The organism is Rhodococcoides fascians A44A (genome assembly GCF_000760735.1).
In the GTDB taxonomy this organism is placed as follows: Bacteria; Actinomycetota; Actinomycetes; order Mycobacteriales; family Mycobacteriaceae; genus Rhodococcoides; species Rhodococcoides fascians_E.
Window position 1 is genome coordinate 873725 of record NZ_JMEX01000008.1, and the last position, 26145, is coordinate 899869.

Sequence of the window (26145 nt, forward strand, 5' to 3'; positions counted from 1 at the left end):
ACGTCACGCTCCTTTCACGGTCAGGGGCAGCCGCAGGGCACCGGGGGCCGAGGCGGGCACTACCGGCGAGCGTGGCTGTGTCGGCTTGATCTCGCGGTAGGGCTGACCCTGAGACGGGCGCTGATCGGTCTCGCCCTTGTTCGGCCACAACGCGAGGGCGCGCTCGGCTTGGGCGGTGATCGTCAGGGACGGATTGACGCCCAGATTGGCGCTCACTGCTGAGCCGTCGACGACGTGAAGGCCGTCGTATCCGTAGACCCGGTGGTAGGCGTCGACGACGCCGCGCTCGGGGTTCTCCCCGATCGCGCACCCTCCGAGGAAGTGCGCCGTCATCGGGATGTTGACGATTTCCGCGATGGAGCCACCCGGGTCACCCCCGATCTTGTCCGCGAGCATGCGTATTGCCTCGTGCCCCTGCGGGATCCACTGCGGAGGTGGGTCGCCCTGGCCGGGACGACTGGTCAGACGCCTGCCGAACAGCCCTTTCTTCGAACCCAGTTCCAGTGAATTGTCGTCGGTCTGCATGACGAGTGCGATGACGGTGCGTTCGGACCAGCGACGGACGGACAGGCTGCGCAGCGCAGCACCGGGGTGACGCAGCGCGACGCCGAGAGTCTTCAGCACCCGAGGCGTGCGGCCCCCTCCGTCGCTCAGCACTGTCTGCAGAAGTCCGATTGCGTTGCTGCCCTTGCCGTATCGAACGGGTTCGATGTGCGTGTGATCGTCCGGATGGAACGACGATGTGATGGCGACGCCCTGGGTGTAGTCGATCTCGCGACCCCGCGCGGTTGCGGCGAGGACAGCCTCGGAGTTCGTTCGGACGAGGCCGCCGATCCGGTCGGACAGCTTGGGCAGCTGCCCGGTCTCCTTCATCGCCAGCAGCAGCTTCTGGGTGCCGTAGGTACCCGCCGCGAAGACCACCTGGTCGGCAGTCATGACGGTGTCGGCCCGGCGCAGTTTTGCGCCCGTGCGACGCGTCACCACCTCGTAGCCTCCCCCTGCGCGTGGCCGAACCGAGGTGACCGTCGTCAGCGGGAAGATCTGTGCGCCGGCGTGTTCCGCGAGATGGAGGTAGTTCTTGACGAGTGTGTTCTTCGCCCCGACGCGGCATCCCGTCATGCAGGATCCACATTCGGTGCAGCCGGTCCGTGCCGGCCCGACGCCGCCGAAGAACGGGTCCGGATCGGTCCTTCCCGGCTGACCGAAGAACACACCGACGGGTGTGCTGGTGAACGTCTCCCCCACCCCCATGTCCTCGGCCACTTCCTTCATGACCTTGTCCGACGGGGTGATCGTGGGGTTGGTCTCGACGCCCAGCATGCGTTTGGCCTGGTCGTAGTACGGGCCGAGTTCACGGTGCCAGTCGGTGATGCTTGCCCACTGCGGATCCTCGAAGAACCGTTTCGGGGGCTGATACAGAGTGTTGGCGTAGTTCAGCGATCCACCGCCGACGCCTGCGCCCGCCATGACGAGAACGTCGGGGAGCAGATGAATGCGCTGTACTCCGTAGCATCCGAGGGCGGGCGCCCACAGGTACTTTCTGAGTCGCCAACTGGTCTTCGGCAGCTGATCGTCGGCGAAGCGCCGGCCGGATTCGAGCACGCCGACGCTGTACCCCTTCTCGACGGCGCGGAGCGCGCTGACGCTACCGCCGAACCCTGATCCGATGACAAGAACGTCGAAATGGGTCATCTCGCAGATCCTTTCGTTTCGTATTTGTCCAAGTCGAACGTCCGGGTCGAGTTACGGAACGTGAACGTGTAGGTCGGCCACATCACCGGATTCTTTCCTTCGGAGTCCAGGTACCAACTCGAGCAACCGCCGGAGTTCCACACCGTTCCGGCCAGCGAGTCGTGGATCCACGTGTTGTATTCCTTCTGGGCGGTTTCCGTGACGTCGACGGAGCCGATGCCCCGCTCACGCATCTGCGCCAACGCGGACACCACGTACTCGGCCTGGGATTCCAACATGTAGACGATGGAACTGTGGCCGAGGTTGGTGTTGGGCCCGTACATCAGGAACAGGTTCGGGAATCCGCTGACGGTGGTGCCTCGGAATGCGTTGGGGCTGCCACCCCACTTCTGAGCGAGCGTCTCCCCGTTGTCGCCGACGAGCAGGTGGGAGACGGGTGGCTCCGTCGGGGTGAATCCGGTGGCGAAGATGATCGTGTCCACCGGGTAGGACGTGCCGTCGGCCGCGCTGACCGAGTTCTCCCCGATCGAAGCGAGCCGGCTTGCCACCAGGTCGACATCGCTTCGGTCGAGGGTCTTCAACCAGTCGTTGGACAGCAGGATCCGCTTGCATCCGATGACGAAGTTCGGTGTGAGAGCCGCCCGCTTCGCCGGGTTCTTCACCTGCCGACGCAGGTGCGTCCTCGCTACGATCGACACCAGCGGTAGCACCTTGGGAAAGCGCGCCAGACCGAGGACGTACGCCTCCCGGTAGCTGTAGATGGCCGCCCGAACCGCTTTCTGCGACAGGGGGAAACGCCGATACATCGCCTTCTCGACGCGGCCGAGGGTGCGGTCCAACCGAGGAATGACCCAGGCGGGAGTTCGTTGGAACACCGTGAGCCGCTCGGTACGGTCGGCGATCTCGGGCACGAACTGCACGGCGGATGCGCCCGTGCCGATGACGGCGACGCGTTTACCCGTCAGGTCGTGATCGTGGTTCCACGTCGCGGAGTGGAACATCTCGCCGGTGAACGTCTCGATACCGGGCACCTCGGGAAGTTTCGGAGTCGACAGAGCACCCGTCGCCGCGACGAGCACACGCGTCGACACCGGGCCGGACGACGTCTGCACGTTCCACCGAGAGGATGCGGAATCCCAGGTGGCGCCGAGCAATTCGCATTCGGTGACGATGCGCTCGCGCAGACCCGTCCGTTCCACGACTCCCCTGAGGTATGCGTAGATCTCCGGCTGACGGGCGAACGTGTGCGTCCACTCGGGGCTCTGCGCGAACGAGAACGAGTAGAGCGACGTCGGCACGTCACACGCACACCCGGGGTACGTGTTGTCACGCCACGTTCCGCCGACGTCGGCAGCACGTTCGATGACGAGCACGTCCGCCGACGGGTCTGCGTCGAGAACCTTGGTGGCCGCGGCTATTCCAGCAAATCCTGCGCCGACGACCAGTACATCGACCGAACTGGGGATCACCATTCCATCACCTTCTGCTCCCATGCGGGCAACAACCGCGACCGGAGTGCGGCGTCGGCGTCGGGGCTACGGAACAAGGCCGACACGGCCAGTCCGCGAGCCAGTTCTATGCTGAGTTCGATGCTCTCGGTGGACATCCGGCTACCCATGACGATGGACGCACCTCCCATCAGCGCCTCGGACACCTTGCGTTCGAGCGGAAGCATCGCCTCGTGCAGGGCGGCGTCGGTCCTGGCGGCGACCCACAGTTCGAGCGCCGCGTAGAAGAGTGGGCCGGAGAATGCTTCGCTCAACACCTCGACACCGCGCTCGGGATCGGGCTTCGCGGCCAGGATTTCTGCGAGTCGCTTGTCCACCAGATGGCCGACGGCCGCGGTGACCAACGCTTCCTTCGTCGGAAAGTGATGCAGTTGCGCTCCTCGGGACACGCCGGCACGTCGAGCGATCTCCTGCGTGCTGGTCCGCGCGAAGCCGAGTTCGACGAGGCACTCGATCGCCGCGTCGAGCAGTTTGGCCTGCGTGCCCGCCGTGCGTTCCGCTTGCGTGCGGCGTTCGGTCAGTTCGGTGCTCTGGGTCACACTGCTGACCGTATCCGAAAATCAACAAACAGTCCAGACTGCTTTTTAGTTCGGCAGTTGGATCGGCCGTCGACGATCACACGGCAGGCCTCACACCAGGCGGTAGCGGAGCATCATTTCGTGGTCTTCGTGGTCGAGCATGTGGCAGTGCCACATGTACCCCTGCAGCTCGGCCGAGCCGTGGTGCCCGCCGGACCCGGCGGAAAACGTTGCGTCCGGGTCGAATCCGAGTTCGTCGGCGCGGGGGAACCGGACGAGGATCCGCGTGACCGTCCCCGGGTACGTGTTCACTGTGTCCTTGGCACCCGCTTCCCACGGCGCAGGCGCAGCAAGCGGCCCGGTGACGTACCGCTCGACGTCGGGGGCCCATTTGACCCCGACGTCGGGGCGCGGATTGTCGCGCTGGTACGCAGCGAGGTCGATCGGAGCACGACCGAGGGTCCGGAAATGCACCAGATGCAGGTGAATCGGATGCGGTTCGAGCGTGGTGTTGACGATGTTCCACTGCTCGACGGCTCCCTGCGCGGGCATCTCGATGTCCGGGTCGCTGTACCGCAGATTGTTGAGCGTCATCATCGGCGGTGCCAACGACAGGCCTGCCGACGGCTGGTTCACGGTCACGGTGCGTTGCACCTGCACCTGAAGCAGCGCGGGCAGAAGCGGAGGTTGCCCCTTCCCGCCTCGGTACATGGTCATGACGTCGCCGGTGAACCCGCGGCCCGACGCCACCCTGAACTGGCAGAACAACGGCATCGGTATCGCTCCCAGCGACGCGGCTTGCGCCGGTGGCGGCTCGTCGTTGCGCAGTTCGATCAACTCGCCGGGTTCTGCGGCCCCGAAGTCGACCAGGACGTCGATTCTCTCCGCGGGCGCGAGGCGAACACTGTCGGTTCGAACGGGTGCGTCGAGCAGTCCGCCGTCGTTCCCGATGACCCAGAATTGCAGCCGCTGCGCGCTCTGTTGGCCCGACATGAACAGATTCCACACCGAGTACGAACCTGCGTTGACGATACGGAACCGGTAGAGGCCGCGCGCGACTTCCATCGTCGGCCATATCTTTCCGTTGACGACGCCGACGTCGCCGGTTCCGCCGCCCTCCCACTTGCCCTGCGGCACAGTAATGTTGGACCGAATGCTCATCGATCCGTCGGGATTCATGATCTTCTCCTGCAGTACCAGCGGGATCTCGAACTCGCCGGACGGGAGTCCGAGCGAATTATCCGCTGCCCCCGAATCATGCTGATCACGAACGATATTGACGCCGACGAGCCCCGCGTAGACGTTGATGCGCGTCATGGACATCGCGTGATCGTGGTACCACAACCCGGCCGCGTCGTTCAGGCCGGAAAAACTGTGGGTCAGCGACTCGCCGGGACGGACCAGCATCTCGGAGTGCCCGTCGGAATCGGGCTGCGTGATCGCCCCGTGCAGATGCAGCGAGGTCGGCGTCATGTGCCGGTCGTGTTCGCTCATGCCGTGCAGGGAGGTGTCGACATCGGCGGCCAACGGATTACCGTCCGTGTCGTTGCTGTAGCGCAACGTCCAGGGCTGGCCTTGGACGCTCTCGATCGTCGGCCCGAGGTAGTCGAGATCGCCGTAACCGAACGTCGGACCGGGCGCGAGATCCGCGTGGAAGGAATGCGATCCGCTTCGCGCCCTCAGCTCGACGGCAGTGCCGGAGACGACGGGCAGACGGGGTAGCTCGTCGCGGAACGGCTGCAGGGGCGGCGAATGGAACAGCAGTGGACTGTGGCCGCCGAAGATGTCGTCCGCAGTCGCGCGGCGCACGGCCGACGACGCCGGCAGCGCCGCGGCGACGACACCGAAGACGGCCAGGCGAAACGCGGATCGCCGTGACATCTCGTTCACACGACACCCCCCTGTTGTGAGTGGAAATTCGGTGCATTCTGGTCGCTCCGTCGGCTCCGCTCCTGCCCCGGAGCCTACATTTCCACTCACGCGCGCCGAAGGCGCCTAAACGAGCAGTTCTGCGATCTGGATCGTGTTCAGAGCAGCGCCCTTGCGCAGGTTGTCGCCGGACACGAAGAGCGCGAGTCCGCGGCCCTCGGGAACGCCCGGGTCCTGACGGATCCGACCGACCAGCGATGCATCCTTGCCCGCAGCCTGCAGCGGGGTCGGAACGTCGACGAGCTCGACGCCCGGTGCCGACGCCAACAGTTCCCGTGCGCGCTCCACCGACAACGGCGACGCGAACTCGGCGTTGATCGACAGCGAGTGGCCGGTGAAGACGGGAACACGGACGCACGTGCCGCTGACCAGCAGGTCCGGCAGCCCGAGGATCTTGCGCGACTCGTTACGGAGCTTCTGATCCTCGTCCGTCTCGCCGGAACCGTCGTCGACCAGCGATCCCGCGAGCGGCAACACGTTGAAGGCGATGGGCGCGACGTACTTGTTCGGCGCCGGGAAGTCGACCGCCGAACCGTCGTGCACCAGCTTTTCCGCGTCGTCGATGACGGCACGCGCCTGGGTGGCGAGTTCTTCGACTCCGGCCAGGCCACTGCCGGAGACCGCCTGGTAGCTGGAGACGATGAGGCGCTGCAAGCCCGCCTCGTCGTGCAGCACCTTCAGGACCGGCATCGCGGCCATCGTGGTGCAGTTGGGGTTGGCGATGATGCCCTTGGGCGGGTTCTTCGCCGCGTCGGGGTTGACCTCGCTGACCACGAGGGGAACCTCGGGGTCCTTGCGGAACGCCGAGGAGTTGTCGATGACGACGGCACCGGCCGCGGCGAAGCGCGGGGCCTGCTCGCGAGAGAGGGTCGCACCGGCGGAGAACAGCGCGATGTCGATCCCGGCGAGGTCGGCGGTGGATGCGTCCTCGACGATGATCTCCTCGCCGCGGAACGGCAGCTTCTTGCCCGCCGACCGCGCCGACGCGAAGAACCGAACCGTGTCTGCAGGAAAGTTGCGCTCTTCCAGCAGGGTTCGCATGACGGCGCCGACCTGGCCGGTGGCTCCTACGACTGCAACTACGGTCATCGTCCTGTACCTCCGTGTACGACGGCTTCTTCGTCGCCGCCGAGATCGAATGCCTCGTGCAGTACACGCACGGCCTCGTCGAGCTGATTGTCGTTGACCAACACGGAAATACGAATCTCCGACGTGCTGATCAGGTCGATGTTGACACCTGCGTCCGCGAGGGACTCGCAGAACGTGGCCGTGACGCCCGGGTGGCTCTTCATGCCTGCGCCGACGAGGGAGACCTTGCCGATGTGGTCGTCGTAGAGGACCTGCGCGAACCCGATCTCGGACTGCAGCTTGGTGAGCTTCTCCACGGCCGTCGGGCCGTCGGACTTGGGGCAGGTGAACGTGATGTCGGTCTTGCCGGTGTCGACCTTGGACACTCCCTGCAGCACCATGTCGATGTTGATCTCCGCATCCGCGACGGCGCGGAAGATCTTCGCCGCGTACCCCGGGGAGTCGGGGATGCCGACCACGGTGACCTTGGCTTCGCTGCGATCGTGTGCGACGCCGGTGAGAATGGCTTCTTCCACTGGAATGTCCTCCATAGATCCGGAGACGATGGTTCCGGGTTTCGTGGTGTACGACGACCGTACGTGTACGGGAACGTTGTAGCGACGTGCGTACTCGACGCAGCGCAGCATGAGCACCTTGGCTCCGCAGGCCGCCATCTCGAGCATTTCCTCGAACGAGACCGTGTCGAGGTGGCGTGCATTCGGAACGATGCGGGGGTCGGCGGTGAAGATGCCGTCGACGTCGGTGTAGATCTCGCAGACGTCGGCGTTCAATGCCGCCGCGAGGGCGACGGCCGTGGTGTCCGAGCCACCGCGTCCGAGCGTCGTGACGTCCTTGCTGTCCTGGCTGACGCCCTGGAAACCGGCGACGAGAACGATCGAACCCTCGTCGAGGGCGTCGCGCACGCGGCCGGGGGTGACGTCGATGATCTTGGCGTTGCCGTGCACGCTCGTCGTGACGACGCCTGCCTGCGAGCCGGTGAAGGAGCGTGCCTCGGCACCGAGGGAATGAATGGCCATCGCGACGAGGGCGTTGGAGATGCGCTCACCCGACGTCAGCAGCATGTCCATTTCACGCGCGGGTGGCGCTGGGCAGACCTGCTCGGCCAGGTCGAGGAGCTCGTCGGTGGTATCACCCATCGCGGACACGACGACGACCACGTCGTTGCCCGCCTTCTTGGTCTCGACGATTCGTTCAGCAACGCGTCGGATACGTTCGGCGGTAGCCACCGACGATCCACCGTACTTCTGGACGATGAGAGCCACGCGTGTGTACCTCCGCTGCTTGGGTGCGTCTCGATTGGTGCAACTTGCCGGAGCTACCTTACCGAGGTCCGGCCTCTCCTTGCGCTGGTGGTACGGCAACAGCGCCCCTGACCTGCGTCTTCCGTCCGCCGACGGGCACCGGGAGCGTCTCCCCCGGCCGCTCACGTCCCAGCCCGGCCCCGAATCCAGGATATTCGTCCGACGCCGGTGCCCGGGTCACCCCGATGCGAGGAGGGTGAAACGTGGAGTCCATCCGGATAAACGGGCGGTTTCGGCGGGTGGGTACCGATCGGCCGACTCTCCTCGGACGGCCTTCCGCCTGAGCCCCTCCAAAGCGAACCGAACGGTGTCCGAATCGAGCGTTACTTCCCGAAATCGCAAGAACCGGAATACTATTGGCCAGTCCATCGCATCACATGCGCCTTTTTCGTCGGGAGAGGGTCGTGTATGACCACGTTGCCCCTGTCTTCACTCTCGACGCCGTCTCGGCAGCCCTCGGTGACGCCGCCCGAGCTGCGCAGCAGAATTCCGCTTCGTCCTCGAACCACGATCAGCCGGCCGCGCCTGCTCACGATGCTCGACGACGCCGATCCCTCGGTGGTGACCTTGGTGACCGCACCGGCGGGGTCGGGTAAGACGACCCTGTTGGTCGACTGGATCGGCGCCGACGAACGTGCGCGTGCCGGGTCGGTGGCCTGGCTGACCGTCGAGGAGTCCGACAACGATGTCGCGCATCTGCGATCGTCGGTCGTCTCGGCGTTCGAGCATGCGGGCTCGCACGAGCTGAGCGAGGCGATGGCACGGGTGCCGTCACCTGCAGGCTCGCCGGGCAGCTTCGGTGCGCTGCTCGTGGAGGCACTCGACACGGTGGACGGTCCGGTGACGTTGATCCTGGACGACGCGCATCTACTCCACGACGACGACGCACTGTCGTTGCTCGGCAATTTCCTGCGGTGGCCGCCGCGCACTGTCCGCACGGTTCTCGCCGGACGGTTCGAACCACCTCTGGCGCTGCAGAAGTTACGTCTGGACGGTCGAGTGCACGACATCTCCCCGGCCGCCATCGCGTTCACCGCGGACGAAGCTGCCGCGATGTTGGCGCGCACCGGAACCGTTCTCGCAGAGGACGATCTGTCCAAGTTGATGGTTCGGACCGAGGGATGGGCGGCCGGTCTGCGGCTTGCGGGAATGACGTTGACGGGCGCGCGACCGCCGTCCGAGGTCATCGACGCATTCACCGGGACGCAGCACACCGTCGCGGATTACCTCGTCGGGGAAGTCCTTTCCAACCTTCCGCCTCACGTCCGGACGTTCCTGATCGAGACGTCCGTTCCCGACTGGTTCACGGCCGACCTCGCGGAGAAGCTCACCGGTGACCGTCGGTGCCAGGACATCATCGACGGCCTTCTCGCCCAGAACTTCCTCGTCGATCGCATTCCCGGGCCCGAGACCGGCTACCGGTACCACCCGCTCATGCGCGGTTATCTCCGCGCGGAGATCGCACGTCTGGGGGCGGAGCAGATCAGGAACCTCGAACGCGTCACGTCCTCGTGGTTCACCGACACTCGCCACCCGTTGTTCGCACTCCAGCACAGCGTGCACGCCGCCGACTGCACACGAATCGTCGACATACTGTCCGAGTCCGGCCTGGGCATGGTGTTGCGCGGAGACGGCCCCCAGGTACTCGACGCCGTCGAGCAGAGCCCGGCAGATGTTCGACGCGATGTTCGGACAGGACTGGTCAGCGCGGCCGCTCTCCTGGCAACCGGCCGGATCGCACCCGCGGTGAGCATCCTGTCCGCGCTTCGACGATCGGGCGACGGCCTCGGCGACCCTCGCGCCGAGGTACTGCGCAGGGCCCTCGATCTGCACGCATCGCTCTACACGGGGACCGTGGCGACGCCGCTGGACCGGGCCCTGCGCGTCGGAATCGGACAATCAGGGTCTCCGGATCTCGACGCCTACGCGTCGATGGTCGCGGGCCTCGCGGAACTGCATCTCGGACGACGCGCCGCCGCGGACGTCCATCTGTCCGACGCCGTCGCGCACGCACAGGCTGGACATCTGCACCTCACCGCACTCACATGCCTGGCGACGATCGCCGGAAGTCACTTCCTCGCGTCACAATTGACCGACGCACACACCGCCGCGCACGACGCACTCCACTACTCGCGGACGCACGGACTCACCGGATCGCCCGTGCATGCCGTCGCGCAGTCGGTCGAGTTGCTCGTCGGCATCGTGCGGCTGACGCCGGCAGACGCTGCACCCGACGACGTCTGGCGCGCGATCTGCACCTCACCGGACCTGGCCATCGCGAGCTACGGACGCCGGGCACGGTGGGCCCTCGGCGCATCCGACGAGCCGGGCCGTTCCGCGCCGAGCGAGCGTGATCGAGCCGACCTGGAACGGCCGGCGCTACCCGGATTCGAGGCCTTGCTGGCCCCGATGATTCAACGTCGACACCTCGGGCAGGGAGAACTTCATCGCGCCGCGGAGTTCGTCGACCTGACCGCGCGGAGGCTCGGTCCGGTCGGTGAAGTCCACCTCCTGGCGGCCGAACTGCACCGCCGAGCCGGGCGTCTCGACGCCGCCGACGCCGAACTGACCCGCGTCATCGACGGCACCAAGCGCTGCCTGAACCCGGTGAATTCGATCCGCGCCTTGCTCGCAGCCGCCGCTGTCGCCGTCGAACGCAAGAACCCCACCCGCGCCTTCGACTCCACCGTCGCTGCCCTGACCGCCGCACAACCGGAGTCGATTCTGCTTCCGTTCGCGGAAGCGGGCACCACCGTGCGCGACGTCCTGACCCACAACCACGGCAGGTTCGGGCTTCTCGAGCCCTTCGCGGACCTCGCCCGCGCCTCGGTTCCACACTCGGGAGCCGGAGTCGACCGGTCACCGAATGCCGCACTGACCCGTCGCGAGCTGGAACTGCTGCGCGAACTCCCGTCATGGCGGACGGCCGAGCAGATCGCCGCGGACCACTTCGTCTCCGTCAACACCATCAAGACACACCTGCGCGGCATCTACCGCAAGCTCGAAGTCCGATCTCGCCGCGACGCCATCGCCGCCGCCCACGAACTCGGGCTGCTCTGACGGACGCTCCCCTTGCGATTCATTCATCTGCTACGGGTGATGCAGTGGACGACCCGGGCGCGGACGCTGGTGGAGAAGCATCGATTCTCTTCGTGGAGCGAGGGCACATGGCTCAACCCGCTGGCGGCATATCGCACGGAGTTCGGTACGAGTTCGTCGTCGAAGGCGACCTGTCCGAACGTGCGAAGGCCGCGTTCCCCGATCTGTCGATCGCACGTGTCCCCGCTACGTTCACTCGAATGTTCGGGCCGATCGACGACGACACCGCCCTGCGCGGCATGTTGGCTCGGTTCGACGCCCTCGGTCTGACCGTCGTCGAATTGCGTCGTTTACCCGACTGACACGAGATCGGCGAACCCGGCCGTGAGAGGTGGAGGTGCAGTAGTACACTCGCATCCATGCAGCGCGCGCTTCTCCTCGATCGCCGCGACGGGGTCTGATCCAGACTGGCTTCCCGTCGCGGGGTTTCATCGCGCCGGTCGATATCCAAGTACAGCCAGTAACCTCGGAGATCACACCAATGTCACCTGCCGACGCATTCACATCCGGATCGCGCACCATCACCCCTCCGTCACGGCCCGCGCCCAGCGATCAGCCCGTGTGGAACACCCAGAAGAACTCGTCGATGCCGACGTACCGGTACCGCCCGTTCGCCGACGAGGTGGAGCCCATCACGCTCCCCGACCGCACGTGGCCGGACAAGGTCATCGACCGAACACCGCAGTGGTGCGCCGTCGACCTGCGTGACGGCAATCAGGCCCTCATCGACCCGATGAGCCCCGCACGCAAGCGTCGGATGTTCGATCTGCTGGTTCGTATGGGCTACAAGCAGATCGAGGTCGGGTTCCCCTCCGCGAGCCAGACCGACTTCGACTTCGTCCGCGAGATCATCGAAGACGGCGCGATCCCCGACGACGTGACCATCCAGGTCCTGACTCAGTGCAGGCCGGAACTGATCGAACGCACGTACCTCGCCTGCGAGGGCGCGAAGAACGTGATCGTCCACTTCTACAACTCGACGTCCATTCTTCAGCGGCGCGTCGTTTTCCGCGCCGACCGTGACGTCATCAAGAAGATCGCCACCGACGGCGCACGTAAATGCCTCGAGGTCGCCGCGAACTACCCCGACACCGACTGGCGGTACGAGTACTCGCCCGAGTCCTACACCGGCACCGAGCTGGCGTACGCCAAAGAGGTGTGCGACGCCGTCGTCGACATCATCGATCCGACGCCCGAGAAGCCGATCATCCTGAACCTGCCCGCAACGGTGGAGATGGCGACGCCCAACGTCTACGCCGACTCGATCGAGTGGATGAGCCGCAACCTGAACCGGCGCGACAGCATCATCCTGTCGCTGCATCCGCACAACGACCGCGGAACCGGCGTCGCTGCCGCCGAACTGGGCTACCAGGCCGGCGCCGACCGCATCGAGGGATGCCTGTTCGGCAACGGTGAGCGCACCGGCAACGTCTGCCTGGTCACGTTGGGGCTCAACATGTTCACCCGCGGCGTCGACCCACAGATCGACTTCTCCAACATCGACGAGGTACGCCGCACCGTCGAGTACTGCAACCAGCTGCCCGTGCACGAGCGCCACCCGTACGGCGGCGACCTGGTGTACACCGCGTTCTCCGGAAGCCACCAGGACGCCATCAACAAGGGCCTCGACGCGATGAAAGCCACTGCGGACGAGCAGGGTTCGGACATCGGCGAGATCACCTGGCAGGTTCCGTACCTGCCCGTCGACCCGAAGGACGTCGGCCGCACCTACGAGGCCGTCATCCGAGTCAACTCGCAGTCCGGCAAGGGCGGCGTCGCGTACATCATGAAGTCCGATCACGGTCTGGCACTGCCACGTCGACTGCAGATCGAGTTCTCTCAGGCCGTGCAGCGCATCACCGACGGTGAAGGCGGCGAAGTCTCGCCCAAGGAGATGTGGGACGTCTTCGCGCAGGAATACCTGTCGCCGATCCGCCCGCTCGAACGCATCAAGCAGCGCGTCATCGCCGCCGAAACAGACGGCGGCACCGACAACATCGTCGCGACGGTCAAGCTCGACGGCGTCGAACAGGACATCACCGGCTCCGGCAACGGCCCGCTCGCAGCCTTCGTCGACGCACTGTCGACCGTCGGCTACGACGTCAGCGTCCTCGATTACTCCGAGCACGCCATGTCCGCCGGCGACGACGCCCAGGCCGCCGCCTACGTCGAAGCCTCCGTCACCGGACCCAACGGCACCGCCGTCACCGTCTGGGGCGCGGGCATCGCGACCTCCATCACCACAGCATCCCTGCGCGCCGTCGTCTCGGCCGTCAACCGGGCGCTGAAGTAGGACTCCGCTGCACCGCCGGTCATCGTCGACCGGCGGTGCGCGAGTGTCGCGCGAAGAGTGAGACTCCGACTGTCAGGATTGCCACCACGATCATCGCGATAATTGTTCGCCCGTATCCGGTCAGCAGTTGCTCGACAGCCGAGTCCGAGATCTCGCTGATCGTGCCCGCGAACACGAACTTGCGCAGGTCGAGCGGTAGCGCACTCGTCACGACCGACAGAATCACCGCGGTGCCGACGACGAATCCACTTGTCTGCAGCAACAGGCGCATCGCGTTGGCGATCCCCAGTCTTTCGTCGGGCAGGTCGCCCATGATCGCTGTCGCGTTGGACGGCATGAACAGACCCGAACCGAAACCCGCGATTGCCAACCCCACCAGAAGTACCCAGAGCGGCATTCGGCCAGTTGTTCCCACGAACAGAACGACGAGCGCCACGACTGTCACGACATTGCCCGTCACGGCGAGGGTCGACGGCGACACGATCCGCTGCAACGGACCCGAACTGAGCGATGCCGTCAATGCTGCGACGGCCACCGGCAGCACCATCACTCCAGCGACGAGCGGTGTGACCCCCGAAACCGCTTGGAAGTACAACGCCATCAACAGTACGACGCCACTCTGCGAAATCGAATTGAGAAACGACGCAAGCAGCCCGAATCCGAACGGCCAGTGCTTGAACAACTGGATATCGATCAAGGGATCGTCGACGGACTTCTCGAACCACAGGAACAGGGGAACGATTGCAGCGCTGACGATCAGCCCGCCGATGACGAGAGGGTGCGACCATCCGAGCGATGTGGCCTGCGACAGCGCCGCAAGACCGCACGTCAGTGCCACGAGGATCATGGCGTTGCCTCGCAGATCGAGCGAGTACGAACGACCGGTCCGCGGCGACGGCTTCAGGGCGATAAATCCCCACAGCAAGCAGAGAATCCCGATCGGAACGTTGAACCAGAAGACCCACTGCCAACCTGCCTGTTGAGCGAGCAGTCCGCCGAGCGTCGGTCCGCAGAGCTGAGCGATGGAAAACGATGCAAGATAGATGCCCATTCCCTCGCCGAGGCGACGGCGCGGAAATGCCGCAGTGACGAGAGCTGCGCTGTTGGTCAACAGCATTGCGCCGCCCGCAGCCTGGATCACCCGGAAACCCACCAACCACCAGGCATTGGGAGCGAGCCCGCACGCGATGCTTCCGACGGTGTAGAACGCGAGCCCGGTGAGATACATCGTTCTACGACCGAACATGTCCGCCATGCGACCGAACGCCACGAGCAACACCGTGTTGGTGAGCATGTAGGCGAGGAGTATCCAGCTGGCGGCAAGACTACTGGCGTCGAAATGTCGTGCGACCGTTGGCAGAGCGACGTTCAGTGCGCTGCCGGACATTCCTATCACCATGCTCGCGAAGGCGACCACACTCAACGTCCGCCATGCATCGCGCATGACCTCACGTTCCGGGCGCTTGTCCTGCTCCGCTTCACACCGAGCGTCGGCCTCGCCGGTATCGGAACGTGCCGTCATCGGGCATCGTCCTGCAGGACGGTACGGCCGAGCGCCGATTCCTCGTTCAGATAGGTGACCATGGCGAGGATCGAGCTGCGGGCAGCCGAGAGGACGTCGGGGTGCTCGACCTCCGGGTACATCCGGGTGACGAGCTCGTCGATGGACATCTCCCGCTCGGACAACAGGTCACGCACCTGTCGAATCCTCCTGTTGCGCGCGTTCAGTCGGCGATCTGCCGACGCAGCCAAGTCCGCGACAACGGGACCGTGCCCGGGTAGTGCGGTCACGGCGGTCGACGCTCCGAGCGCTCGCAACGTTCGCAGACTGTCGAGCATCTCTCGCAGCAGTTCCGGGTGCACCACAGGGGATCCGCTGCCCAGCAGGGTGTCTCCGGTGAACACTATTCTGTCGGCAGGCAAGTAGACGCACAGTGAATCCCGTGTGTGGCCGGGCGTCGGGAGCAACCGGACTTCGATCCCGTCATCCAGTTCGTCGGGAAAGTTGCTGTGAGACATCTCTTTTCTGGCTTTCACGATTCGAGCGCCCGTGGCATCCACGATGCCCCGCGCGGCACCCTCGTGATCGTTGTGACCGTGTGTCAGCACCACGTAGGACACCGAGCGGCGTCCGATGACCCGAAGTAACGACTCGATGTGGTCTGCATCCTTCGGTCCGGGGTCGATCACCGCACAGGCATCGGCGTCCGGTTCGCCGACTATCCACGTATTGGTGCCCTCGAAGGTCCATGCTCCCGCATTCGGGGCGAGAAGCCACTCGACCCTCGGCGCCACCCGTGTTGCCACACCAGGAACCGGCACGGCATTCTTCGATACCGATTCTTTCGACACTGCATCGTTCGAGATCCACATCGCGGCCTCTTTCAGAAGTAACTTCTAGAATCGTACTCGAAAATCTATCCGAATTCGAGCGCCACGAAAGCCAAAATTGCTACAGCGAAGGAGAATTCACGACATACACGAATACGGCCGGCCCGCCTGAAGAACAGGCAAGCCGGCCGTACTGGTTGTCGAGCTGTGTCAGGGTGCGGCAATCCTTCGAATCATGTCGCACATGATGTCCGCCACTGCGTTCGCCTGCTTCTTGGTTTTGCAGTTCAACACCACTTCGCGAGAAGACTCCACGATGATGTCGGTCAACACCCCCAGGGCGATCCTGTGCTCACTGTCGTCGCCCGGGCCGAGAAGTGCCGAGTTCTGTCGAATCCACTCGATCCTCCTGTCACGCCTCAATTTCTCGAACCCGGGGGGCCCGTCGGTATCGAGGAAGACCAGCGCGACATCCCGGCGTTGCCAACTTCCCGCGAGGAACGCGCGAGCGCCGATACAGAACAACTCCAACGGATCTGCCGTACCCGATCTGCGCTCGGCCAGAACCGACGAGCGAACCTGCTCCAGATGCGCCGAATTGTGCCTGTCCCACAGGGCACTGAACAACTCGGCCTTGCCGCCGAAGTGATGGTACAAACTGCCGGTACTCGATCCTGCACGCTCGACGATGTCGGAGATGTTGGCGTTGAGGAATCCCGCTTCGGCGAACACGTCCAGCGCGGCGTCGAGAAGCTTGCGCTGGGTCTCCCCCGTCTTGCTCCACTGCCACGTCGTCGCCGAAGCCGCCCTGTCGGTCATCGTGTCCCCCCAGCATCGTCTCGCTTCTGCGTCAGGAGAGCGTAATTCTAGAATTGGCGGACGGTCAAGTCGAAGCGGACTGATCATGTCCTCAGGCGGCCCCCAGTATCAGAGTGGCACCGGCCGCGAACATACCTCCGTTGCCCTGCACGAGCGACGTCCGTACGCCGTCGACCTGGGCGGCGGCGGTTCCTCGCAACTGACGCACGGACTCCAGAATCGCGAACATCCCGTACATTCCGGTGTGCGTGTAGGACAGTCCTCCGCCATTGGTGTTGACGGGCAACGTTCCTCCGGGAGCGGTGTTCCCCTCTCGCACGAATTCTCCGGCATCCCCACGCCCTACGAATCCCAGGTCCTCGAGCCCGTAGAGCGGCAGATGGGCGAAGGCGTCGTAGATCATGACGTGGTCTATGTCGGACGTCGACAGGCCGGCGGATCGGAACGCGTCGGCTCCGGAGTTCTTGAAACCCTTGAACGACGTGAAATCCTCCATCATCGAGATACCCGGTCCTTCGTACCCCTCACCGGTTCCGAGGACGTGCACGGGTCGTACCTCGAGATCCCTCGCTCTCTCCGCGGTCGTCAACACCAGAGCACCGCCGCCGTCGGTGACCAGGCAACACTCGAGGAGGTGGAACGGCCAGGCGATGACCGGAGAATTCTGGACGTCGTCGACGGTGATGGGGTCACGGAACTTCGCACGGGGGTTCAAGCCTGCCCATTTCCGTTGTGCCACTGCCACATCTGCGAGATGACGCGCCTCGGTACCCGTCTCCTTCATGAAACGCAGGAAGGGGAGGGTGAACCGACTCGGCGGCCCGGTCACGCCGTAGGGCGCCTCGAACTGTCCCGGTAGCGACGCGGGGTCCGGTGCGTACGCGGGTGCACCGACTCGTGACCGCCCCGATTCGCCGTGGGTGATCAGCACGACCGAACACTGACCTGATTCGAGCGCGGCCACCGCATGGCGTACATGCGTCAGAAAGGACGTACCGCCCACACTGGTCGTGTCCATCCAGCGCGGCGTGATGCCCAGGCTGTGCGCGACGGACAACGGCCCCGGCATGGATACTCCAGCGATGCCGTCGACGTCGCCGATCGTCAGGCCGCAGTCCGCGAGCGCGTTCCGGGCAGCCTCGGTATGCAGCTTCAGCGTCGAATGGTCCGGTAGAACGCCGATTTCATCGGTTTCGGCGGCGCCGACGATGACCGTTCCCGAGCTCATGCGTTGCTCCCTTCGGGCCGGAACACCGGTACCTTGACGTCGCCGCGGTCCTCGAATTGCACGACGAGAGGCAGGTCGAGCGGCAGCAAGTCCGGGTCCGGGTCCACGCCGACGATGTTGGTCATCATCCGGGGACCTTCCTCCAGTTCGACGACGGCCACCACGTACGGACCATCGTTCTCGAACCCCGGTCCCGGCCGGTGTTCGATGACGTACGTGTGCAGGGTCGCGCGGCCCGAACAGTCGATCCACTCGACCCGTTCCGAACTGCACGACGGGCACAGGTCGCGCGGATAGAAGTACGTCGTGTGGCACTTCGAGCAGCGCTGCACCACGAGTCGTTCCTCGGTGGCGCACGCCCAGAAGTGGGCGGTCTCGGGCGTCGGTTTCGGCGCCATTTTGGGGCGCGCGGCCGCAGCGGGTGCGGAGATGCGCCGAGTATGGACCGTGGAACTGGTCATCGGTTTCTCTTTTCTCGGTCGTCGTACGTTCGTGAGGTCAGTAAGGAACTGCAGCCGATGCCGCCGTGCCGATGCGGCCGTGCACGTCGTGCAGAGCGCACACCGACACCGCTATACCGTTGTCCGCCTTGTGGTCCAGGTTCTCGAAACCGATCCACGGCCCGATCGGAAGGCGGCTGAGATACAACGTCACGTCGGCATTGATGAACTGCAGGCTGTCGGTACCCATGTTGGTGAACGGGCTGACCCAGTCCGCCGCCATCGAGGCGATCTCGAACGGAGAATCCGCCGAACCCTCCAGCAGCGGGCATGTCTCGCGGAACCACGAGAACTTCCGTGTGGGTGCACCGTCGCCGCTTCGGCGAACTTCACCGAAGTGCCGTGGTGCCCGACGCTCGGGAGGTGGCAGCAAGTCGGGTGCCGGTGCCTTGTACAGCTCCGGCACCCACGCCACCTGGGCTGCCTCACCTCCGGACCGCAGCGCTTGCACGCTGGCGAGCGCCACCGGCGTTCCGTCCACGGACGCCAGCACCTCGACGATGCGCACCCGTCGTCCCGATCGGCGGACCGAGGTGGTGATGTCTATCGGCTGCATCGGGATCGGCCGGAACAGGTCGGTGGTCATGCGCGCGGGATGCAGGCCGGCCAGATCCGAACGTTCCACTTCCCTCGCCATCAGACCCGACACGAGTCGTCCGTGCACGAGGTTCTCCGACCAGGGACTACGCGCATGTGGTCGCGGCACGTACCGTCCCTCGTCGCCGTCGAAGAATGCGGCGCCGTCGCCGACATCGTGTTCCGGTGCGGGCGCCGGCGTCGGGCCCGCGTCGGTTCCGGCAGTCATGCGACCACTACCGTTCCCCGGTCGATCACGACCGTTCCGTCCGACAGTTCGGTTCGAAAGCGCGTGCCGTCGGCGGTGTTCCAGATCGACACCGTCAGATCCTGACCGGGGCGAACCGGCTTGGTGAAGCGGCCCTCCATCGAGCGCAGCCTAGCTGGATCGGATCCGCAGAGTTCGTGCAACAGGGCACGACCGGTGATTCCGTACGTGCACAACCCGTGCAGGATCGGCCGGTCGAATCCGGCGCGTGCCGCGAACGACGGATCGGAATGCAGCGGATTCCGATCGCCCGAAAGGCGGTAGACGAGCGCTTGTTCCGGCCGCGTCGCATAGGTCACCTTCGCGTCGGGCGCACCCGACGGCATGGGCGCCACCTCCGGACTCGAGGCCCGTCCACCGCCGACCGTCTCGCCTCTGATGAACATCGACGAGCGAGTGGACGCGACGGGGGCGCCCGTCACGCTGTCGACGGCATCTGCTTCGACCACGACGAGCGCGCCGCTCCCCTTGTCCTGCATGGATACCACCCGCGAGGTGACCTGTACGTCCCCGTCGACCGGTAGCAACCCGTCGATGTGGAACGACTGTTCGGCGTGGACCAGCATGGCGGGATCGAAGTTCCCCAGCTTACGTCCGGACGGGGCCTGTGTAGCCAGGACCGCGAACGTGGGGAGCACGCGTTGGTCGACCTGGGCCGAGTTCTCGGTGACGAACGGCAGCTCGTGCAGGGTGTGGTCCTGCCCGGCGCCGACGCCCACCGCGTACAGGAGGGCATCCTTGGATCCCCAGGTCCTCCGTGCCGGATCGCTCGGTACGCCGACAAGGGATTCGTCGAGCGGCATCAGCGCACTCCTTCGGGTATCGACCCGTTCATGCCCGCGTTCGGCGCGGCCTCGGCGACCAACCGAGGAATCACCTCGCCGAGTTCGCCTGGTTGCCACTTCGCGCCCTTGTCCTCGCTCGGTCCCGCATGCCAGCCTTCGGCGACGCTGATGTGGCCGCCTCGAACGTTGAACACTCGCCCGGTGATGCCACTCGACTGCTCGCTGCCCAACCAGACGACGAGGGGAGCGATGTTGTCCGCCGCGGACGGATCGAATTCACCGGGTGCGGGCTTCTCCCGTCGGGCATTTCCTCCGAGGTTCTCGGTCATGCGAGTGAGCGCCGCGGGTGCGATGGCATTGACGGTGACGCCGTACCGGGCCAGCTCCATCGAAGCGATGATCGACAAGCTGGCGATACCGGCCTTGGCCGCCCCGTAGTTGCCCTGCCCGACGTTCCCGTATATCCCGGACGACGACGAGGTGTTGATCACCCGAGCGTCCACTGCCGCGCCCGATTTGGACTGGCGCTTCCAGTACTGCGCGGCATGGTGGAGGGGCAGAAACGTTCCGCGCAGATGCACCCGGATGACGTCGTCCCACTCCGCCGCAGTCATGTTGGTCAACATTCGATCTCGCAGGATGCCTGCATTGTTGACGAGTACGTGGAGGTCACCGTATTCCTCGATGGTGTCGGTTATCAGCCGGCGAGCGCCTTCCTCGTCCGACACGTCGGAACCGTCGACGCGGGCGCGACCACCCTCGGCTCGAATCATCTCGACCACGTCGCCCGCCGGACCGTCCGCACTGCCGGTTCCGTCGACGTCGGCTCCGATGTCGTTGACGACGACAGTCGCCCCTTCACGCGCGAACTCGAGCGCATGCCCGCGGCCGATGCCACGTCCGGCCCCGGTGACGATCACTACTCTGCCTTCACAGATCCCTGTCATCGAAACTCCTCGTCCTTCTCGTCGTCTGTCGCCGTCCAGGTGATGAGTGCATCGAGCGCCTCGCAGTGCGAACCGTTCACCATCAGCGGATTGATCTCGAGCGCCTGCAGTCGGTCGCCTAGCCCGGCCGCGACGTCGGCGACCGTCTTGACCGTGCGAGCGAGCGCATCGAGGTCGACCGGGGTCGTGCCGCGTGCACCCTTCAGCAGGGTGATTCCGCGTAGGCCCTCGATGGCCTGACGAACGTCGTTCTCCGTTACCGGCAGCACCTTGACCGCGGCGTCCGCAAGTACTTCGACCCACACGCCGCCCAACCCGACGGCGAGCGTCAACCCCCACACCGGGTCCCTGACGACACCCACGAGCATCTCGATTCCGTCCATGCTGCGTTGGGGTTGGACGACGGTTGCGACGCCGCGGGAGCCCAGTTCGGTCAATGCCGACGTCACCGAGTCGAAAGCGTCGCGCACCGCGTCCGGACCGTGCAGGTTCAGCCGCACTCCGCCGATGTCGCTCTTGTGACCCAGACCGTCGGCCACGGCTTTGAGCACGACGGGATAACCGAACTCGGCTGCCGCGGTCACGGCCTCCTCCGCCGTCGACGCCAGCGTCGTCGGGACCACCGGAACTCCCTGCTCGGCAAGGAGTCTGCCTGCCGAATACTCGGTCCACATTCCCGTCGGTTCACGATCGAACGTCAGCGGCACGGGATCGACTGCCACGTCGGCGTTCTCGGCCGTCGTCGCCCGATGCAACGCTCCCCAGCGGACAGCGTTGCTCAGCGCAGTCATACCGTGTTCTATGCCGCCGAGCACATGCGGAAAGTCGACGGAGTTCGACACCGACCGGCCGTAATCCGTGACGTCGGTGAGAACAGTGCTGAGCACGACCGTCGGCACGGCCGTGGTGCGAATGTTCTTCGCGGACTCACCGTATGCGGTCAACGCCGCATCCGGGTCCGGACCGGGAACTCGCGGCAGTTCCGACAGGAGAACAGCGAAGTCGACGTCGTCGTCCTCGGCGACCACCGCGAGCGAGCGGCGCATCAACGTCCGGTCGATCACGACGTAACCGGTCACATCGAGCGGATTCTGCACGGTGGCGAAGTCCGGCACGATCTCGTGCAGCCTGTGAGTGGTGTCGGCCGAGAACGTCGGTAGTTGCAGTCCCTCGTCCTCGGCGCGATCGGCGATGATTTCCGAGGCCCCACCGGAGGGCGTGACGACCCCCATTCGCGGTCCGGGCAGTCCACCGCCGAGACTTGCCATCAGACCGGCCGTGAGGATGAGATCTTCCAACGACCTGACCCGAATGACGCCCATCTGCTCGAACGCGGCGTCGATGACGGAGTTGTCCCCGACGAGTGCCCCGGTGTGCGCGAGTGCAGCCCGCGCGCCCAGTGCGCTTCGGCCGATCTTCAGCGCGACGATGGGCTTGCCTGCGTGCAGGGCCCGGTGCGCTATCCGACGGAACTCGACCGGATCCCGTACCGATTCCAGGAACAACGCGATGACGGAGGTGGCCGGATCGTCGACGAGGTACTCCATCACGTCGGTCACGGACATCATCGACTCGTTGCCCATGGCGGTCAGGAAGCTCAAGCCGACGTTCCTGGTCTGCGCGAACTGTAGAACCGAGCTGGCCAATGCACCGCTCTGCAGGACGAACCCGACGGACCCGGTCAGGAGCGGGCGTCCGATGGGCAGACCGTAGGGAGTGATTCCCTCGGCCGCGTTGATGAAACCGTTCCCGTTCGGACCCAGCACCGTCAACCCGCTCGCCCGCGAGAACGCCACTATCTCGTCTTCGAGCGCCTTGCCTTCCTGACCCGTTTCGCCGAATCCCGACGTCAGGATCACTGCCGCGCGGACGCCCTGGTCGACGGCGTCGCGCAGCGTCGGCAGCACCACCGTCGTGGGAACCATGACGAAGACGAGGTCGACCACCTCCGGCAACTCTGCGAGCGCGGAGTAGGTCTTCTCGCCGTGCACGACGGCACTGCGGCGATTGACGAGGTACACGTTCCCCTCGAACTCGCTGTCCTTGATGTTTCGAAAGGTGTTGAGGGACCACGGCGACTTGTCCGTCGCCCCGATCAGCGCAATGGATCGGGGTTCGAAGAGCGCACGCAGGTCGATGCCTTCGATGGTCGGGTTGGTCATGTGACGAGTTCCTGTCTTCGACTGAGGCGTTCGATTACCAGCATCACCGGCGTCAGTGCCCGAAGCCGTCGGAATTGACATATCCCTTGATGAGATTCCGCGCGATCGTCCGGCGCTGAATCTCGTCCGTTCCTTCGAAGATTCGAAGCAACCTCAGTTCGCGATACCACCGTTCGATGGGGAGTTCCTTCGTGTATCCCATCCCGCCGTGGATCTGCAGCACTCGGTCGACGACGTTGTTGGCGGTGATCGACCCGTGAAGTTTGGCGACCGACGAGACATGCCGTGCATCGACGCCCTGCGCCACCGCCCACGCTGCGCGAAGCGTGAGCAGTTTCGTGGATTCGATCTCGACGTGCGAGTCTGCGATCTGCCACTGGATTGCCTGGTACTCGGCGATCGGGTGCCCCATCGACACTCGATTCTTCGAGTGCTCGATCGCCATCTGGAGAAGCCGTTCCGCCGAACCGATGGCACGGGCGGGGATCATGTACCGCCCCTGCCCGATCCAACTCATCGCAAGGTCGAATCCTTTGCCGACCTCGCCGAGGACGTTCGATTCCGGCACACGCACATCGACGAAGGACAATGCAGCCGGTCCCCACTGCCCCATCGTCGGGATAGGAGTGGACGTCCATCCCATGTCGCGATCGACGATGAAACACGTGACTCCCCCGTTCGCGCCCTTCTCCTTGTCGGTCACCGCGAACACCATGACGAAGTCGGCCTCGTTACCTCCGGTGATGAAGATCTTCTCACCGTTGATGATCCAGTCGGATCCGTCCTTGACCGCGCGGGTCTTGATGTTTCGTGCATCGGAGCCGGCGCCTGGCTCGGTTATCGCGAAACACGATCGCCGCTCACCTTCGATCGTCGGGATCAGATACCGCTGCTTTTGATCGTCGTTCGCGCCGTACAGAATGTTGTCGGCGGAACCACCGAACGAGAACGGCACGAAGGTCCTGCCTGCCTCCGCAGCGATGATGGCGCTCATCACCGGTCCGAGGTTCGCTCCGCCGTACTCCTCGGGTGTGTTGATCCCCCAGAATCCCGACTTCTTGGCCTTCGCGCGTAGCTCCTTCACGACGCCGTCCTCGAGGCCCGGCCTACCTTCGCGCTCGTTGCGCAGCACTTCGCTCTCGAGCGGAATGACCTCCTTCTCGAGGAATGCGCGCACCGACTTGCGCATCAATTCTTCTTCTTCGTTCAGGGCGAAATCGACCATGACCTGACTTCCCTTCCAGGAGTTCGGAGCTACGATTCGTAGGAGGATCGAATCTCATTCTAGAACTTCGATCTAGTGCGACCCTGAAGTATCCACGCCCGGTTTGTCAAGACCGAATCGCTCGATCGGGCCAAGCCTTGACACTGGATAGGTTTTAGAACATCCTTCTAGAAATCGCCCTGCAGCCCGGGGCGTGGCACATCGACGAAGTACCCGGCAGCTCAGGCTCGCAGTCGATCTGAACTTCCGAGAACACTTCCTCCCCAGCCCGGGGGAATGGCCACCTCTACGAAAAACGGAGGTTCCACATGTCGCGCAGATCGATTCTCGGTCGAGCCCTCGCGATCCTCACCGTGTGCGCCGTGTCGACGGCGTGCGCCGGTATCGACCAGCGGACATTCGACGCGAACGCGCTCGACCGCGACGCCACCGTCGTGTACGGACAGATCGTCGTCCCGAGCAGTCTCGATCCGCATCGCGGAGTTACTGAAAACGACCTACCGTTACTTGCCGTCATCTACGATCGGATCACCGACGTCGACACCGACGGCAACCCGGTACCCATGCTGGCCGAGAGTTGGGAGTTGGACGAGGAGAACGCTACTTTCACCCTGAAAATGCGTGCGGGAGCTACATTCTCGGACGGTACGCCGGTAGATGCTGCAGCCGTGAAGGTCAACATCGACCGAATCCTGAACGATCCCCAGACCACCATCAAGGGACAGATCGACAAGACGATCGGATCCGTCGATGTGGTCGACGATTCGACGGTCCGCTTCGACCTGGTGGGCCCGGGTGGAGCATTGCCGACGCTTCTGGCGTCACGACCCGGAATGCTCATCTCACCCGCGGCGCTCGGAAACACCGACCTGGATCAGAATCCGGTCGGCGCAGGCGCTTTCAGGATGACGAGCAGCATTCCCGGTACCGCTTACCACTTCGAGCGTCGCCCCGACTACTGGGACGACGACGCCTATCGGTACAGCAAGCTCACCTTTCTCATCCAACTCGACACCGCGACTCGCATGAACTCGCTCCAGGCGGGAGAGTCCACGATGACAGGAGTGGTGGGCCCGCAGAAGGAGGAAGCGAAGGCCGGCGGACTGCAGGTCTTCACCTCCGAGGGCGCGAGCACCAGCATGGCCCGGATCTCCCTGAACTCCGCCAGGAGCGAGTTCGGCAACAAACAGGTGCGACAAGCGATGAATCTGGCGATCGACCGCGCAGCCATCTCGCGAGTTCTGTACTCCGGTGACTGCATTCCCGGCGCCCAGCCGTACCCCGAAGGATACTTCGCGCACAGCGACGCACTGGACGACAGCGGCTGGTCCTCCTACGACCCCGACCGTGCCCGCGCTCTTCTCGACGACGCCGGACTGCCCGACGGATTCACCTTCACCGCAGCAGTGCCGAGCTTGTCCATCTACCAGAACAACGCCCAGGTGGTCCAGCAGAATCTGGCCGATGTCGGTATCGACATGCGGATCGAGGTGATGGACGCGACGCAGGCACGTGCCCGGTTCGTCACGGGCGAGGCGGATGCACTCGTCGGCCAGTACGGCGGAGGGACCGATCCCGGCCTCTACGCACAGTCGGCGTACCTCCCCGGTGGCGGTGACAATCCCGGCAGGCTCACTACCGACCGGATGGCGGAGCTGTACGACGCAACGGCCCGCTCCACCGACGTCGACGAGCGCAAATCCGCATACGAAGACCTTCTTGCCGAGGCATTCGACATGGGGCCGGCGCAGATCGTTCTCTGCCACTCGGTGGCATCGGTCGCCAGCCAGGGCAACATCGGAAACTACGTGTTCTACAAGACCGGTGGCACCGGTCTGCGGACCTTGGACGTAAGCAAGTGACATCCACCTTCGA

20 protein-coding genes are annotated in these 26145 nt (G+C 64.8%); 4 read left to right on the forward strand and 16 right to left on the reverse strand.

Annotation, left to right across the window (positions count from 1 at the left end):
* Nucleotides 1–3 precede the first annotated feature (3 nt).
* The 6 genes from BH95_RS16460 to BH95_RS16485 form a co-directional block, all read right to left on the reverse strand.
* A complete protein-coding gene (locus tag BH95_RS16460; protein WP_037164354.1) occupies nt 4–1692 on the reverse strand; it encodes a GMC oxidoreductase in 1689 nt (562 codons plus the stop codon).
* Nucleotides 1689–3164 (reverse strand): flavin-containing monooxygenase, encoded by a 1476-nt coding sequence (locus BH95_RS16465; RefSeq protein ID WP_020110991.1) that lies wholly within the window; start codon nt 3162–3164, stop codon nt 1689–1691. The genes BH95_RS16460 and BH95_RS16465 overlap by 4 nt, the downstream gene beginning before the upstream one ends.
* Nucleotides 3158–3739, reverse strand: a complete 582-nt coding sequence (locus BH95_RS16470; protein WP_019662926.1) for a TetR/AcrR family transcriptional regulator — start codon at nt 3737–3739, stop codon at nt 3158–3160. Before BH95_RS16470 ends, BH95_RS16465 begins: the two co-directional genes overlap by 7 nt.
* A 90-nt stretch (nt 3740–3829) precedes the next feature.
* The gene (locus tag BH95_RS16475; RefSeq protein ID WP_037185176.1) at nt 3830–5599 is read right to left on the reverse strand and encodes a multicopper oxidase family protein; all 1770 of its coding nucleotides are present in this window, start codon (nt 5597–5599) and stop codon (nt 3830–3832) included.
* 114 nt (nt 5600–5713) lie between these two features.
* Complete coding sequence (locus BH95_RS16480) at nt 5714–6736, reverse strand: aspartate-semialdehyde dehydrogenase (protein WP_019662924.1); 1023 nt, start codon at nt 6734–6736, stop codon at nt 5714–5716.
* Nucleotides 6733–7998: an aspartate kinase gene (locus tag BH95_RS16485; RefSeq protein ID WP_019662923.1), complete on the reverse strand. Its 1266-nt coding sequence runs from the start codon at nt 7996–7998 to the stop codon at nt 6733–6735. The genes BH95_RS16480 and BH95_RS16485 overlap by 4 nt, the downstream gene beginning before the upstream one ends.
* 447 nt (nt 7999–8445) lie before the next feature.
* Between BH95_RS16485 and BH95_RS16490 the strand changes: the two genes are divergently transcribed.
* The 3 genes from BH95_RS16490 (at nt 8446) to leuA (ending at nt 13429) form a co-directional block, all read left to right on the forward strand.
* Nucleotides 8446–11097, forward strand: coding sequence for a LuxR C-terminal-related transcriptional regulator (locus tag BH95_RS16490; protein WP_244165002.1), 2652 nt, complete (start codon nt 8446–8448; stop codon nt 11095–11097).
* A 107-nt stretch (nt 11098–11204) separates the two neighbouring features.
* Complete coding sequence (locus BH95_RS16495; RefSeq protein WP_019662921.1) at nt 11205–11438, forward strand: hypothetical protein; 234 nt, start codon at nt 11205–11207, stop codon at nt 11436–11438.
* A 179-nt stretch (nt 11439–11617) separates the two neighbouring features.
* Entirely contained in the window at nt 11618–13429 is a 1812-nt protein-coding gene (gene leuA / locus BH95_RS16500) for a 2-isopropylmalate synthase (RefSeq protein WP_019662920.1), read from the forward strand.
* A 19-nt stretch (nt 13430–13448) separates the two neighbouring features.
* Here the strand turns inward: leuA and BH95_RS16505 are convergent, their stop codons facing one another.
* From BH95_RS16505 to BH95_RS16550, 10 genes are all read right to left on the reverse strand, one after another.
* Nucleotides 13449–14951, reverse strand: coding sequence for a DHA2 family efflux MFS transporter permease subunit (locus BH95_RS16505; RefSeq protein ID WP_037183179.1), 1503 nt, complete (start codon nt 14949–14951; stop codon nt 13449–13451).
* On the reverse strand, nt 14948–15802 hold the full coding sequence (locus tag BH95_RS16510; RefSeq protein WP_052060069.1) for an MBL fold metallo-hydrolase: 855 nt from the start codon (nt 15800–15802) through the stop codon (nt 14948–14950). Before BH95_RS16510 ends, BH95_RS16505 begins: the two co-directional genes overlap by 4 nt.
* Nucleotides 15803–15970: 168 nt before the next feature.
* Nucleotides 15971–16579 carry a TetR/AcrR family transcriptional regulator gene (locus BH95_RS16515; RefSeq protein WP_020110997.1) on the reverse strand — a complete coding sequence of 203 codons (609 nt, stop codon included), beginning with the start codon at nt 16577–16579 and terminating at the stop codon, nt 15971–15973.
* Between the two features lie 91 nt (nt 16580–16670).
* A complete protein-coding gene (locus tag BH95_RS16520) occupies nt 16671–17807 on the reverse strand; it encodes a thiolase C-terminal domain-containing protein (protein ID WP_020110998.1) in 1137 nt (378 codons plus the stop codon).
* Entirely contained in the window at nt 17804–18268 is a 465-nt protein-coding gene (locus BH95_RS16525) for a Zn-ribbon domain-containing OB-fold protein (protein WP_208601175.1), read from the reverse strand. Before BH95_RS16525 ends, BH95_RS16520 begins: the two co-directional genes overlap by 4 nt.
* Nucleotides 18269–18305: 37 nt before the next feature.
* Complete coding sequence (locus BH95_RS16530) at nt 18306–19112, reverse strand: acyl-CoA thioesterase domain-containing protein (RefSeq protein ID WP_052060070.1); 807 nt, start codon at nt 19110–19112, stop codon at nt 18306–18308.
* Nucleotides 19109–19954, reverse strand: coding sequence for a MaoC family dehydratase (locus BH95_RS16535; RefSeq protein ID WP_020111001.1), 846 nt, complete (start codon nt 19952–19954; stop codon nt 19109–19111). Before BH95_RS16535 ends, BH95_RS16530 begins: the two co-directional genes overlap by 4 nt.
* Nucleotides 19954–20883 carry an SDR family oxidoreductase gene (locus BH95_RS16540; RefSeq protein WP_033190088.1) on the reverse strand — a complete coding sequence of 310 codons (930 nt, stop codon included), beginning with the start codon at nt 20881–20883 and terminating at the stop codon, nt 19954–19956. The genes BH95_RS16535 and BH95_RS16540 overlap by 1 nt, the downstream gene beginning before the upstream one ends.
* Nucleotides 20880–23045, reverse strand: coding sequence for an acetate--CoA ligase family protein (locus BH95_RS16545; protein WP_033190087.1), 2166 nt, complete (start codon nt 23043–23045; stop codon nt 20880–20882). The genes BH95_RS16540 and BH95_RS16545 overlap by 4 nt, the downstream gene beginning before the upstream one ends.
* Nucleotides 23046–23097: 52 nt before the next feature.
* Nucleotides 23098–24270: an acyl-CoA dehydrogenase family protein gene (locus tag BH95_RS16550; RefSeq protein ID WP_020111004.1), complete on the reverse strand. Its 1173-nt coding sequence runs from the start codon at nt 24268–24270 to the stop codon at nt 23098–23100.
* A gap of 308 nt (nt 24271–24578) precedes the next feature.
* On the opposite strand from BH95_RS16550, the gene BH95_RS16555 reads away from it, so the two are divergent.
* Complete coding sequence (locus tag BH95_RS16555) at nt 24579–26132, forward strand: ABC transporter substrate-binding protein (RefSeq protein ID WP_052060071.1); 1554 nt, start codon at nt 24579–24581, stop codon at nt 26130–26132.
* Nucleotides 26133–26145 lie beyond the last annotated feature (13 nt).

Bases quoted from the DNA above. Each gene is read 5' to 3' on its own strand.
- BH95_RS16460 (WP_037164354.1), bottom strand. From the start codon at position 1,692: ATGACCCATTTCGACGTTCTTGTCATCGGATCAGGGTTCGGCGGTAGC.
- leuA (WP_019662920.1), top strand. From the start codon at position 11,618: ATGTCACCTGCCGACGCATTCACATCCGGATCGCGCACCATCACCCCT.
- BH95_RS16475 (WP_037185176.1), bottom strand. From the start codon at position 5,599: ATGTCACGGCGATCCGCGTTTCGCCTGGCCGTCTTCGGTGTCGTCGCC.
- BH95_RS16495 (WP_019662921.1), top strand. From the start codon at position 11,205: ATGGCTCAACCCGCTGGCGGCATATCGCACGGAGTTCGGTACGAGTTC.
- BH95_RS16510 (WP_052060069.1), bottom strand. From the start codon at position 15,802: ATGTGGATCTCGAACGATGCAGTGTCGAAAGAATCGGTATCGAAGAAT.
- BH95_RS16480 (WP_019662924.1), bottom strand. From the start codon at position 6,736: ATGACCGTAGTTGCAGTCGTAGGAGCCACCGGCCAGGTCGGCGCCGTC.
- BH95_RS16540 (WP_033190088.1), bottom strand. From the start codon at position 20,883: ATGACAGGGATCTGTGAAGGCAGAGTAGTGATCGTCACCGGGGCCGGA.
- BH95_RS16465 (WP_020110991.1), bottom strand. From the start codon at position 3,164: ATGGTGATCCCCAGTTCGGTCGATGTACTGGTCGTCGGCGCAGGATTT.
- BH95_RS16550 (WP_020111004.1), bottom strand. From the start codon at position 24,270: ATGGTCGATTTCGCCCTGAACGAAGAAGAAGAATTGATGCGCAAGTCG.
- BH95_RS16520 (WP_020110998.1), bottom strand. From the start codon at position 17,807: ATGAGCTCGGGAACGGTCATCGTCGGCGCCGCCGAAACCGATGAAATC.
- BH95_RS16505 (WP_037183179.1), bottom strand. From the start codon at position 14,951: ATGACGGCACGTTCCGATACCGGCGAGGCCGACGCTCGGTGTGAAGCG.
- BH95_RS16545 (WP_033190087.1), bottom strand. From the start codon at position 23,045: ATGACCAACCCGACCATCGAAGGCATCGACCTGCGTGCGCTCTTCGAA.
- BH95_RS16490 (WP_244165002.1), top strand. From the start codon at position 8,446: ATGACCACGTTGCCCCTGTCTTCACTCTCGACGCCGTCTCGGCAGCCC.
- BH95_RS16535 (WP_020111001.1), bottom strand. From the start codon at position 19,954: ATGCCGCTCGACGAATCCCTTGTCGGCGTACCGAGCGATCCGGCACGG.
- BH95_RS16515 (WP_020110997.1), bottom strand. From the start codon at position 16,579: ATGACCGACAGGGCGGCTTCGGCGACGACGTGGCAGTGGAGCAAGACG.
- BH95_RS16555 (WP_052060071.1), top strand. From the start codon at position 24,579: ATGTCGCGCAGATCGATTCTCGGTCGAGCCCTCGCGATCCTCACCGTG.
- BH95_RS16530 (WP_052060070.1), bottom strand. From the start codon at position 19,112: ATGACTGCCGGAACCGACGCGGGCCCGACGCCGGCGCCCGCACCGGAA.
- BH95_RS16525 (WP_208601175.1), bottom strand. From the start codon at position 18,268: ATGACCAGTTCCACGGTCCATACTCGGCGCATCTCCGCACCCGCTGCG.